9 protein-coding genes are annotated in these 12295 nt (G+C 72.3%); 6 read left to right on the top strand and 3 right to left on the bottom strand.

The annotated features are described in order from the left end of the window. Positions 1 to 175 precede the first annotated feature (175 nt). From OG896_RS23420 to OG896_RS23410, 3 genes are all read left to right on the top strand, one after another. Entirely contained in the window at positions 176 to 616 is a 441-nt protein-coding gene (locus tag OG896_RS23420) for a MarR family winged helix-turn-helix transcriptional regulator (RefSeq protein ID WP_328465024.1), read from the top strand. Positions 617 to 796: 180 nt separating this feature from the next. Then, positions 797 to 1027, top strand: coding sequence for a heavy-metal-associated domain-containing protein (locus OG896_RS23415; RefSeq protein WP_328465026.1), 231 nt, complete (start codon positions 797 to 799; stop codon positions 1025 to 1027). Positions 1028 to 1205: 178 nt separating this feature from the next. Continuing rightward, positions 1206 to 3521: a heavy metal translocating P-type ATPase gene (locus tag OG896_RS23410; protein ID WP_329368349.1), complete on the top strand. Its 2316-nt coding sequence runs from the start codon at positions 1206 to 1208 to the stop codon at positions 3519 to 3521. 149 nt (positions 3522 to 3670) lie between these two features. Here the strand turns inward: OG896_RS23410 and OG896_RS23405 are convergent, their stop codons facing one another. Then, a complete protein-coding gene (locus tag OG896_RS23405) occupies positions 3671 to 6268 on the bottom strand; it encodes a D-alanyl-D-alanine carboxypeptidase (protein ID WP_329368347.1) in 2598 nt (865 codons plus the stop codon). Between the two features lie 252 nt (positions 6269 to 6520). Here OG896_RS23405 and OG896_RS23400 point away from each other — a divergent pair, with 252 nt between their 5' ends. From OG896_RS23400 to OG896_RS23390, 3 genes are all read left to right on the top strand, one after another. Beyond that, entirely contained in the window at positions 6521 to 7222 is a 702-nt protein-coding gene (locus tag OG896_RS23400) for a GOLPH3/VPS74 family protein (protein WP_328465032.1), read from the top strand. 373 nt (positions 7223 to 7595) lie between these two features. Further along, entirely contained in the window at positions 7596 to 8450 is an 855-nt protein-coding gene (locus OG896_RS23395; protein ID WP_328465034.1) for a helix-turn-helix domain-containing protein, read from the top strand. Positions 8451 to 8650: 200 nt separating this feature from the next. Next, positions 8651 to 8860, top strand: coding sequence for a DUF397 domain-containing protein (locus OG896_RS23390; protein WP_328465036.1), 210 nt, complete (start codon positions 8651 to 8653; stop codon positions 8858 to 8860). Positions 8861 to 8968: 108 nt separating this feature from the next. On the opposite strand, the gene OG896_RS23385 is transcribed toward OG896_RS23390, so the two are convergent. Next, complete coding sequence (locus OG896_RS23385) at positions 8969 to 10576, bottom strand: sodium:solute symporter family protein (protein ID WP_329368343.1); 1608 nt, start codon at positions 10574 to 10576, stop codon at positions 8969 to 8971. A gap of 367 nt (positions 10577 to 10943) precedes the next feature. Next, entirely contained in the window at positions 10944 to 12140 is a 1197-nt protein-coding gene (locus OG896_RS23380) for an aminotransferase-like domain-containing protein (RefSeq protein WP_329368341.1), read from the bottom strand. Positions 12141 to 12295 lie beyond the last annotated feature (155 nt).

Below are 12295 nucleotides of genomic sequence, written 5' to 3'. Positions count from 1 at the left end.
CCCCCTCGTCCCCGCCATGACGTCTCCTCGGGCGGGCCGTACCCGGTCACGCGCTCCAGATTGATAAGCCTTGCGTACGACTTTCGGCCGCACGCCGACCGCTCGTCCGCTCGGATAGCCAGATCATGCCCGTGTCAGGGTAGAAAATCATACGCCTAGCTTAGGAAACAGCACGATGTCGTTCCCTCCCCCGCCGTCCGACGACAGCGCCGTGGTCCGCCGCTCGGTGAACCGGCTGGCCCGGCGGATGCGCGCCGAGCGGCTGCCGGACGGGCTGCCCAGTGCCCGGCTCGGCGTCCTCGCGCAGCTGTACCGCGGCGGCCCGAGCACGCCGGGCGCGATGGCCGCGGCACTCCACGTGCAGCCGCAGTCGCTGACCCGCACGCTGGCCGCCCTGCGCGAGGACGGCTACGTGACGCACTCGCGCAACGCGGGCGACGGACGGCAGCGCCTGGTCGAGCTGACCGCGAGCGGCTTCGAGGCCATGGCGCGCGACGTCGCCCACCGCGACGAGTGGCTGCGCCGGCGGATGGCCGCGGAACTGAACGACACGGAGGTGGCGCTGCTGCGGCTGGCCGCCACGCTGCTCGACCGGCTCGCCGACGACGACGGCTGAGCGGCGGGCGGGAAAGCCACCGCGGGCAACGGGGGTCGATCGGGATCGACCCACCCCTTGGGAATACCCCTAGGGGGTATATGGTTGCCACCAGTGAGGGCGGGAGATTCGCCCGCTCGCCGCGGCGCGGCCCGGCGACATCGACCGCAGCCGCACCAGCCGTACGCGTCGCGCGTACCCGTGGATGAGGAGCACAGCATGAGCGAGGCCGTCTACTCGGTGTCCGGTATGACCTGCGGGCACTGCGAGTCCGCGGTGAGCAAGGAGGTCGGCGCGATCCCCGGGGTCACCTCCGCGACCGCGGTGGCCGGCAGCGGCCTGCTGACCGTCGCGTCCGAGCAGCCGCTGGACGACGAGGCGGTGCGCGCGGCCGTGGACGAGGCGGGTTACGAGCTCGTCGGCCGGGCCTGACCGAGCAGCCCCACCCGCGGCGGACCGCGTCCGGACGGACCGTACGGACGGATCGGACCTGACCGGCCGGGCCGGCCCCGACCGGACCGGCCGCCTCCGCGGGCACGGCTGCGGGCCGCACGCACCGGGCGCACCGGGCGCACATCGAACGCCGCACGGATCGACCAGGGAGTGAGCAGTGGCGACCAGCACAGCACACACGCACAGCGAACCCGCGGGAAAGCGGGTCGAATTGGCGATCGGCGGCATGACCTGCGCGTCCTGTGCCGCCCGGATCGAGAAGAAGCTCAACCGGATGGACGGGGTCACCGCGAGCGTCAACTACGCGACCGAGAAGGCCAGGGTCGAGTACGCGGGCGAGGTGGCGGTGGGCGACCTCATCGCGACGGTCGAGGCCACCGGGTACACCGCCGCGGTGCCCGCTCCCCCGGCCGCCCCGGCGCCGTCCGCGCACCCGGACGCACCGTCCGGCTCCGCGGCCGAAGGCAACGGCCCCGCCGACGCCGGCGACCCCGAACTCACCACGCTGCGCCAGCGCCTGACCACGGCGGTCGTCCTCGGCCTGCCGGTGATCCTGCTGTCCATGGTGCCCGCGCTGCAGTTCACCAACTGGCAGTGGCTCGCGCTGACCCTCGCCTCCCCCGTGGTGGTCTACGCCGGCTGGCCCTTCCACCGCGCCGCGTACACCAACGCCCGGCACGGCGCCGCGACGATGGACACCCTGGTGTCGGTCGGCACCCTCGCGGCCTTCGGATGGTCGCTGTGGGCGCTGTTCTTCGGCGACGCGGGGATGCCCGGCATGACCCACCCCTTCGAGTTCACCATCTCCCGTGGCGACGGTGCGAGCGAGATCTACCTCGAAGCGGCCGCGGGTGTCACCGCGTTCATCCTCGCCGGGCGGTACTTCGAGGCCCGGGCCAAGCGCCGGGCCGGCGCCGCGCTGCGCGCCCTGCTCGAACTCGGCGCGAAGGACGTGGCGGTGCTCCGCGACGGCATCGAAGTACGCGTGCCCATCGGCGAGTTGGCGGTCGGCGACCACTTCGTCGTCCGCCCGGGCGAGAAGATCGCCACCGACGGGGTGGTCCGCGAGGGCGGCTCCGCGGTCGACGCCTCACTGCTGACCGGCGAGTCGGTGCCGGTCGAGGTCGGCCCCGGCTCGCCCGTCACCGGCGCTACCGTCAACGCGGGCGGCCGGATCGTGGTCGAGGCCGTGAAGGTCGGCGCCGACACCCAACTCGCCCGGATGGCCCGCCTGGTGGAGGACGCGCAGAACGGGAAGGCGGCGGCCCAGCGGCTCGCCGACCGGATCTCCGGGGTGTTCGTGCCCGCGGTGATCGCGCTGGCGCTCGGCACGCTCGTGGTGTGGTTCGCGCTCGGCGAGGGCGCCACGGCGGCGTTCACCGCGGCGGTCGCGGTCCTGATCATCGCCTGCCCGTGCGCGCTCGGCCTGGCCACGCCCACCGCGCTGCTCGTCGGCACCGGGCGCGGCGCCCAACTCGGCATCCTCATCAAGGGACCCGAGGTGCTGGAGTCCACCCGGGCCGTGGACACCGTGGTGCTCGACAAGACCGGCACGGTCACCAGCGGTTCGATGACGCTGACCGCCGTGCACCTCGCGGACGGCGAGGACGAGGCCGCGGTGCTGCGGCTGGCCGGCGCCCTGGAGGGCGCCTCCGAGCACCCGATCGCCCGCGCGATCGCGGCCGGCGCGACGGAGCGGCTCGGCACCCTGCCGGTGCCCGAGGACTTCGCCAACGTGCCCGGGCTCGGCGTGCAGGGCATCGTCGACGGGCACGCGGTGCTCGTGGGCCGCGAGCGCCTGCTGCGCGAGTGGTCGCAGGAACTGCCGTCCGCGCTCGCCGCGGCCAAGTCCGCCGCCGAGGAGCGCGGCGCCACCGCGGTCGCCGTCGGCTGGGACGGGCAGGCCAGGGCCGTGCTCGTGGTCTCCGACGCGGTCAAGCCGACCAGCCGGGAAGCGGTACGGCGGCTGCGGGCGCTCGGGCTGCGGCCGGTCCTGCTCACCGGTGACAACACGCAGGTCGCCCGGTCCGTCGCCGCGCAGGTGGGGATCGACGGGGAGGACGTCCACGCGGAGGTCCTGCCCGAGGACAAGGTGGCCGTCGTCCGGCGGCTGCAGGAGCAGGGGCGGGTGGTGGCGATGGTCGGCGACGGCGTCAACGACGCGGCCGCGCTCGCCCAGGCGGACCTGGGACTGGCGATGGGGACCGGCACGGACGCGGCCATCGAGGCGGGCGACCTCACCCTCGTACGGGGCGACTTGCTGGTGGCGGCCGACGCGATCCGGCTGGCGCGGCGCACCCTCGGCACCATCAAGACGAACCTCTTCTGGGCGTTCGCGTACAACCTCGCGGCGATCCCGCTGGCCGCGGCCGGGCTGCTCGACCCGATGATCGCGGGTGCGGCGATGGCCTTCTCCTCGGTCTTCGTCGTCGCCAACAGCCTGCGCCTGCGCAGGTTCTCACCCCTCGCCTGACCGCTCAACGGACCTGTACGAGGGACCCGCGCAACGGACCCGCGCACCTGGCCTGCCCGACACGCACCGCTCGCGACAAGGCCGTTGACACACGTCGTCCCCCGACCGACCGCAGGAACGCGGTCGAGCGGGGGACGACGTACGAACGCTCAGAACCGGGTGAGCTTCGCCCCGAAGCCGGGCGCGTCCAGGTCGCTCTGCAACACCACCGGCACCGACGTACGGGCCGAGCCGCTGCCGAAGCTGAGCGTGCCCACCTGCGTGCCGGCCGCGGCGTGGTGCGGCACGCCGCTGCTGTCCGCCGCGAGCGTGAGGTCCTGCTTCATGCCGGCCCAGCCGATCGCCGTGAGGTCCTTGCCCGTGACGACCGGGGTGCTGCCGCCGAGTCCGTCGTCGACCTTGCCGACGACCGTGCCCTTCTTCACTATCGTCGACGAGCCGAGCCCGCCCTGCACGGACTCGATCAGCGCCTGGCTGCGGGCGAGCGCGGTCTGGAGGCTGTCGTCCACGGTGGTGCCGCCGTGCTGCTGGAGCACCACGCCGAGCACCAACTGCTGCTTGCCGTCGACGGTCTTGTGCGCCGCCCACATCAACGCGCCGCCGGCCGGGGTGCTGGAGCCGGTCTTGATGCCGACCACGCCGACCTTCACCAGGTCGTTGTTGTTGTTGTAGATCCGGCCGACGCCGGGGATGTCCACGTTCGGCATGGCGACCACCGAGCGGAACACGTCGTTCTTCATCACCTCGCGGGCGAGCTTGAGTTGGTCCACCGCGGTGCTGACGGTGGTCTCCTCGATGCCGCTCGCGCCGGTGTAGGTGGTGTGCGTCATGCCGAGCTGCGCGGCCGCCTTGGTCATCTTCGCGACGAAGGCGTCCTGCGTGCCGGAGTCCCAACGCGCCAGCAGGCGGGCGATGTTGTTGCCCGACGGGACCAGCAGCAGCTGGAGCATCCGCCGCTCGTCGAAGCGCTGGCCCTCCTTGACCGGCGCCGTCGACTGGTCGTCGGACCCGGCCTCCTTCGCGGCCTGCGCGTCGACCTTGATCGTCGGCCCGCCCTGGCTGCCGGTGAGCGGGTGGTCGTGCAGGATCACGTACGCCGTCATGACCTTGGTGAGGCTGGCGATCGGCACGGGCGACTGGGTGCCGTGCACCCCGAGCGAGCCCAGCCCCTCGACCTCGGCGACCGCCTGGCCCTCGTTCGGCCACGGCATCGTCTGCGGCAGCGGGGTGCCGGCGAAGGTGTACGTCCGCTCCGCGGTCAGCGACAGGTGCGGTGACGGCAGCGGGCGCAGCGCCTGGACCACGACGAAGACGATCGCGAGCAGCACGACCAGCGGCGTCCAGATCTTGAACCGGCGTGCGACGGTGCGCAGCGCGGTGTCCGGCGGCGGCGGGGTGTTGGTCAGCTCGGCGAGCAGCTTCAGCGGCTGCTTGTCGGGGGGCGGCGGCACCGGCATGGAGCGGGTGCTCCCGGGGCCGGCGGCCTCCTCGGCGGAGCGGTCGGCACCGCCGGGGGCGGGGGGAGCGGAGGGCGCGGGGGGAGTGGAAGGCGCCGCGGGTCCGGAAGCGGACTTGGCGGGCGCGGCGGGAGGCTGCGCGGGGGGCAGCGGAGCCGGGCGCGGCGGCGCGGTCTCGGCCCGCGTCGGGCGGCCGGGAGCGCCGAACGCCACGGAGGACCCGCTGGAAGGGGCCTGACGGCCGTTCTGCGGCTCTTCCGGCCACTCCGCGGGGATGTCGGAGACGAGCGGCTTCACCGTCGGCCCAGGGCGCTCCGGGGGCGCGGAGGGGGGCGCGGGGGCGTCGGCCGGGCGCCCGTCCTCGATGTCCGCGCCGACGGACGGGATTTCACCCGCCCGGGCGTCGGCCTTCCGGGAAGCCTCTGCACCCGTTCCAGCGACGGAACCGGAACGGGAAGCGGAATCGGAATCGGCATCGGCATCGGCATCGGCATCGGCATCGGCATCGGTGCCGTCGTCCGTGGCGGTGCCGTCGTCCGCGTCGGTGCTGTCGTCCGCGTCGGCAGCGGAGTCCGTGTTCGCGGTGGAGGCGGCGGCGTTGAAGGTGAAGGTGAAGGTGGCGGAATCAGCGTCGGCCCCGGCCTCGTCCGGCTCGTCCGCGGCTTCGGCGTCCTCCGGCGCGGCGACCGGAGCACCGTCCTCCTCCTCGGCGGAGTCCGCGTCGGAGTCCTCGGCGGAGTCGCCGTCGGAGCCGACGGAGCCCTCGTTCGCCTCCGCGTCGGCGTCCTCGCCCGCGTCCTCGGCGCCACCCGCCCCGGACTCGTCGGACCCACTGGCCCCACCAGCCCCAGCGGCCTCCTCAGCCTCATCCGTCTGGTCACGATTCGGTTCCGTTTTCCCGCTCTCCTCCTGCGCCGAACGGGGCGCGGGAGGTGCGGCGGGGGGCGCGGAATCGGTCACGGCGTCCACGGTCACTACGTCGTCGGACGTAGCGACCGCGCCCGCCCGGGACCGTACGGACGAGGCGTCCGACGGCTCCGCGGAAACGTCGTCAGACGGGTGCGATCGGGGCTCTGAACTGGGATCTTCGATGTCGTCCTGGGCGTGCGAGGGCGGCGCGTCCACCGCGTCGCCCGCCGTCTGCTCCTCGGGGCCGTCCTCGGTCACCCGCGCCTCCGGCGTCTCCATGGGCACTCGGAACACCGCCAGCCTCGGATCTGTGGCCGGGCGGATACCCGGCTCCCCCGACGTCTCGTGCTGCTGCTCCCTGCCGGGGGCGTCGCCCGCCACGCAGACCTCCTCCACACATCGTGATGACTCATGCACACACTCGGGCAAAAGCGGCCGGATACGGCGCCTTTACCGGTCCTCGACCACACTGGCAAGTGTCCCGCGAGAGGCGCGCAGGCCGTCTGCGACACCCCATCCACCCCGTAGACGAGAACGACATACCAGCCGGTTCCCGCCGATATGGCGAAGGCGCTCTCGACAGGCCGGTGTGAGAGGCGTCACCCTGTCATTCATCCACGCGGGGAGGCATGGATGGGCAAGAGCCGCAGAACAATTCCGGAAGAGCTGTTGCTGCTCGCCCTGGACCCGACCACCGGGACCACGGCGCAGCCGCAATCGCTCGACCTCGGCCTCGCCGGGGCGCAGCTCGTCGAGCTGGCCCTGGCCGGACGGATAGCCCCTGACGGGGATCGTATAGCCGTGGTGCACCCACGGCCGACAGGAGATCCGACTCTGGACTCCGCGCTCGAACTGCTGCGACGCCGCGGCAGCCCGGTGCGTGCCGTCCACTGGATCGGCGGGCCCCGGCTGGGGTTGCGCCAGACGTATCTCGCACACCTGGAGCGGTGCGGCATGGTGCACGCCGTGCCGGGTCAGATGTGCGGGGTGCTGCCGACCACGCGGTACCAGGCGACCGACAGCGCGGTCAGCCGGGAGATCAGGTCCCGGCTGGACAGCGCGATCCGCACCGGCGTGCCGCCGGACCCGCGGACCGCGGCGCTCGCCGCGCTCGCCCACGCCGTGGGACTCGGCAAGCACCTGTACCCGGGCAACGAGGGCCGGTCATCGCGATCGCGCCTGCGTGACCTGATCAGGTACGACCCGATGGGCGGTCTCGTGGCGCACGCCGTCATGGATGTGCAGAACGGGGTGGCGGCGCAGCCGAAGCGTCCGCCGGCCCAGGCGCAGCGCTCCGCGGGGCACAGCGGGATGGCGCGGGCGGGAGCCCGGTGACCTGACCGACGGCAGGCCGACAGCATATGTCGTTCACGCGACACACAGTACACATCAGGTTGCTACCCGTACACATGGCGGTGGCGGTGCCCTCCGGGCCTTTCGGCGGGAGTACGCACCGCGACCGTGAATCCGGCCCGGGGCCAAGGGCGTTCGGGAGCGGCTGTGGCGCGCGGGGCGGCGACGTGCCGGACATCGTCCGGACCGCCGCCGCCCCGCGCGCCGCCGTCTTCCCCCGCGACCGGTTCCCCCGGCAAGCGAATCCCCGGCAACCGGCGGTTGCAAGGTTGTCCGTCCATTCGCCAGCGCGGCGATGACCGGTAGTGGCAGGCTGCTGACCATCAGTACGGTTCAGCGTGGAGGTGCAGTCCCTGTGGTCGCGAACGTGAACCCCACCGTCAGGCGACGCCGGTTGGGGTCGGAGCTGCGCAAGCTCCGCGAGCAGAAGGGGATGACGGCCGAGGAGGTCGCGGCCCGGCTGCTGGTCTCCCAGTCGAAGATCAGCCGCCTGGAGAACGGGCGCCGCAGCATCAGCCAGCGCGACGTACGCGATCTGTGCGGGGTCTACGGCGTCGAGGACGTGCGGATCGTCGAGTCGCTGATGCAGATGGCCAAGGAGTCCCGGCAGCAGGGCTGGTGGCACGCCTTCGGCGACATCCCGTACAGCGTCTACATCGGGCTGGAGACCGAGGCGGCGAGCCTGCGGGTCTTCGAACCCCAGGTGGTGCCGGGCCTGTTGCAGACGCCGGCGTACGCCGCCGCGATGATCGCGGGAAACCTGCCGGAGGCCACCACCGAGCAGGTCGACAAGCGGGTGAGCGTGCGGATGCGCCGCCAGGAGCGGATCACCGACCCCGACTCGCCGCTGCGGATGTGGGCGGTGGTCGACGAGGCCGCGCTGTGCCGCCGGGTCGGCGACAACCAGGTCATGCGCGAACAGCTGTCCAGGCTGGTGGAGTTGAGCCACCTGCCGCACGTCACCGTGCAGGTGCTGCCGTTCGACGTGGGCGCGCACCCGGGTCTGAGCGGGCAGTTCGCGGTGCTGGAGTTCACCGACACCACGGACGCGACCGTGGTGTACCTGGAGGGCGTGAACAGCGACCTGTACCTGGAGAAGGACACCGACGTGCAGGCGTACAGCGTGATGTACGAGCACCTGCGCGCGCAGGCGCTGAGCGCCGAGCAGACCCGGGCGTTCATCACCGACGCGGCCGCGCGCTACGCGTAACTTCCGCCCCGGAAAGCCCCGTTGGCGGGTGAAAGCGGGCAGCATACGCCCCTGGCCGGTCAATGCGGAAGTCCTGAGGGGAATATGCCATCCAGTCGGGTGAAGGGCCTCTCCGTGCCCTGATGTTGGCCGGTAGCGTCGAATGCGTCAGTCAATGGCGTATACCGCGCCGACCGCAACCAGCACAGACCGGAGCACAGATGGCTATCAAGCTGGGCAGCACCCCCGCCTGGACCAAGTCCTCGCGTTCGACCGGCAACGGCGCATGCGTCGAGGTCAAGTCACCCGCCGTGGAGGCCGTGGTGGTCCGCGACTCGAAGGACCCGCAGGGTCCGGTCCTCACCTTTTCCCCCGAGGCGTGGGCGTCCTTCGTCACCGACGTGGACGGCGGAGCGTTCGAACTGCGCTGACACCGACCGCGCGAGCGTCACTCACACCGCAGAGGAGCCCTCTCGACTGGCCGCCGTCCTGGCCGAGGGGGCTCGCTCCGTCTCCGGGCGGCCGCTACCCCGTCACCGTCACTCCGTGGCGGGCTTCGGGCGCCCCAGCGGGTCGCCGGCGCCGTCCGTGCCGCCCGCACCCTCGACGCCTTCCGCACCCTTCGTACCGGGCGCCCCGGCCGCCTCGGCCGCCCCCTCGGCGTCCACCTTCGCGATGATCGCGTCCCGCTCGGGGGTGTCCTCCGGCTTGATCCAGCCGATCACGATGAACAGCACCAGTGAGACCGCGACCGGACCGGCGATCTGGTACTCCAGGTTCACCCCGCCCGACACGGCGTCGTTCACCGGGTAGTTGAGCAGGTAGAAGGCGAGCAGGCCGAGCGCCCAGCTGGTCAGCGCCGCGGTCGGGCCCGACCTGCGGAAGCGCCGCATCAGTCCGAGCATGAACGGGATCGCGATCGGCCCGACCAGCCCGGCCACCCACTTGATCACCACCGTGATGATGTCCTTGAACGTGGGCGAGTTGACCTGCGTCGCCACCGCCATGGACAGCCCGAGGAAGACCAGCGTGGTGATCCGCGCCGCGAACAGGCCGACCCGGGTGGTCCAGCCGCGCGCGCCCCGGGAGACCGCGGGCGCGATGTCCCGGGTGATCACCGCGGAGATCGCGTTGGCGTCCGAGGAGCACATCGCCATGGTGTGCGAGAAGAAGCCGACCACCACCAGGCCCAACAGCCCGTGCGGCAACAGCCGTTCGCTCAGCAGCGCGTAGGAGTCGGACGCGTCGGGCTTGTTCGCGTGCACCAGCAGCGGCGCGACCCACATCGGGAAGAAGAGCACCAGCGGCCAGACGAACCACAGCGCCGAGGACAGCGCGGCGGAGCGCGACGCCTCACGGGCCGACGGCGTCGCCATGTAGCGCTGCGCCTGGTTCCACATCCCGCCGTTGTACTCGAAGGTCTTGATGAACAGGTACGCCAGCAGGAAGACGGTCGTGTACGGGCCGGCGGTGGGGTGGCCGTGGTGGCGCAGCGCGGGCTCGTCCCAGACGTTCCAGATGCCGCTGATGCCGCCGATGTGGCGCAGCGTGGCCACCAGCATCGCGACGCCGGCGATCAACTGGATGACGAACTGGCCGAGTTCGGTGAGCGCGTCGGCCCACAGGCCGCCGACCGTGCAGTAGACGGCGGTGATCGCGCCGGTGATCACGATGCCCTGGGTGATGGTGATGCCGGTGAAGACCGACAGCAGGGTGGCGATCGCGGCCCACTTGGCGCCCACGTCCACGATCTTGAGCAGCACCCCGGACCAGGCCAGCGCCTGCTGGGTGGTGAGGTTGTAGCGGTCCTTGAGGTACTCCAGCGGTGAGGCGACGTGCAGCTGCGAGCGCATCCGGTTCAGCCGGGGCGCGAACAGCTTGGCGCCGATGCCGACCCCGATCGCGATCGGAAACGCCCAGGTGGCATAGGACGTGAAGCCGTACTGGTAGGAGATGCCCGCGTAACCGGTGAACATCACCGCGCTGTAGCCGGCCATGTGGTGCGAGATGCCGGACAGCCACCAGGGCATCCGTCCGCCGGCCGTGAAGTAGTCCCCGACGTCGTCGACGCGTTTGTGGGACCACAGGCCGATCACGACCATCACGCCGAAGTACGCGATGAGAACGGTCCAGTCGAGACTGTTCATGTCCCCTCCCGGGGGTCCGCCTTGTGAACGTGAGGGCGCTTCGCCGTGCCGCTCGCTCGGGCGGGGTCGCCCCCTTGCGGGAGTGGGGACTTGGGGGATTGAACCCTTGTTCCGGGGGAACGGTCAAGGGCTAGGTTGTTCATGAACCTGAACTCAGGTCAGAAAGCAGAACGATTTTACTCGTTCTTTGCTCAGCTTGGCATTGTGACGACCCGCCCGCCGAACCGACGATGAGCGGGCACTTCGCCGGACGTCCGCACCCCCGCGCCCTGGCGCGCGGCATGACGGAACGGCCGCCCGGGACGCGGGAGTTCCGGGCGGCCGTACAGGAAGGAGAGGACCGGCACGAGCGGTCGCAGCCGCGCTCCTACGGCCGGAACACCTTGGCGAGGCGCGCCAGCCCCTCGCCGATCTCCGCCGCGGTGTGCGTGGTGAAGGACATCCGCAGCGCCGCCGGATCGGGGTCGGCGGCGAAGAACGGCGCGCCGGGCACGTAGGCGACGTCGTGGCCGACCGCGACGGACAGCAGCGCGGTGGCGTCATGCCCTTCGGGCAGTCGCACCCACAGGAACATGCCGCCCTCGGGCCGGTTCCACCCGGAGCCGGCCGGCAGCGCGTCCGCCAGCCCGGCCACCAGCGCGTCGCGCCGGATACGGTAGGCCGCCCGGACCCGGTCCAGGTGCGCGTCCAGGTCGCGGTCGGCGAGATAGCGGGCGACGGCGGCCTGGTCGACGGTCGAGGTGTGCAGATCGGCGGACTGCTTGGCGATCACGCAGGCCCGGCGGAAGCCGGCCGGAGCACGCAGCCAGCCCAGCCGCAGCCCGGGGGCCATCACCTTGGAGAAGCTGCCGAGCAGGATGGTGCGGTCGGCCGCGGCGTCGTACGACGCGATCTGCGGCTGGTGCGCCCCCTCGAAGCGCAACTCCCCGTACGGGTCGTCCTCGGCGATCCACAGCCCGTGCCGCCCGGCGATCCCGGCGACCGCGCTGCGCCGCTCGGCCGGGAGCGTACGGCCGGTGGGGTTCTGGAAGTTGGGCACCAGGTAGAGCAGCTTGGGCCGCTCGCGCCGCACCAGCTCCTCCAGCGCGTCGGGCAGCACCCCGTCGGCGTCGGTGGGCACCGGGACCACCCGGGCGCCGGCGAGGCCGAAGCACTGCAGCGCGGCGAGGTAGGTCGGGTTCTCCACCAGCACGGTGTCGCCGGGCTCCAGCAGCGCGGTGGCGACCAGGCTCAGCCCCTGCTGCGAGCCGCCGGTCACCAGGAGGTCGTCCGGCTCGGTCGGCAGGCCGCGCCCGGACAGCCGGGCCGCGATGGCGGCACGCAGGTCCGGGTCGCCCTCGGTGGTGGAGTACTGGAGCACCTGGCCGGGGCGCTCGGCGAGCACCCGGTCGTACGCCTGGCGCAGCCCCTCAGCGTCGAACAGTTCCGGCGCGGGCAGCCCGCCCGCGAAGGAGATCACCTCCGGCCGCGCGGTCAGCGCGAGGATCTCGCGTACCGGCGAGGAACCCACCGAGCGGGCGCGGCCGGCGAGTTCGGGGGGTGCTCCGCGGAGGCTGGTCGTCATGGCGTGCAGCCTACGAAGAATCGTTGCTGTGTCCAGCTACTTTCCACGATGCGGGCATCCGGACCGCGAGGCGCCGCACACGGTGGGCGTACCGACCGCCACGCACGGGTACGGCCGTACCGGGTGCCGGTCCGCGGCCGCCCGCGCCCCGCCCC

The sequence above is a fragment of the Streptomyces sp. NBC_00669 genome (genome assembly GCF_036226785.1).
GTDB lineage: Bacteria > Actinomycetota > Actinomycetes > Streptomycetales > Streptomycetaceae > Actinacidiphila.
The sequence above is the reverse complement of the archived record's forward strand: the minus strand, read 5'-3'. Positions and strand labels throughout refer to the sequence as shown.

Excerpts from the sequence above, each read along its gene's own strand:
- OG896_RS23420 (WP_328465024.1), top strand. The coding sequence starts at position 176 with ATGTCGTTCCCTCCCCCGCCGTCCGACGACAGCGCCGTGGTCCGCCGC.
- OG896_RS23400 (WP_328465032.1), top strand. The coding sequence starts at position 6,521 with ATGGGCAAGAGCCGCAGAACAATTCCGGAAGAGCTGTTGCTGCTCGCC.
- OG896_RS23390 (WP_328465036.1), top strand. The coding sequence starts at position 8,651 with ATGGCTATCAAGCTGGGCAGCACCCCCGCCTGGACCAAGTCCTCGCGT.
- OG896_RS23385 (WP_329368343.1), bottom strand. The coding sequence starts at position 10,576 with ATGAACAGTCTCGACTGGACCGTTCTCATCGCGTACTTCGGCGTGATG.
- OG896_RS23380 (WP_329368341.1), bottom strand. The coding sequence starts at position 12,140 with ATGACGACCAGCCTCCGCGGAGCACCCCCCGAACTCGCCGGCCGCGCC.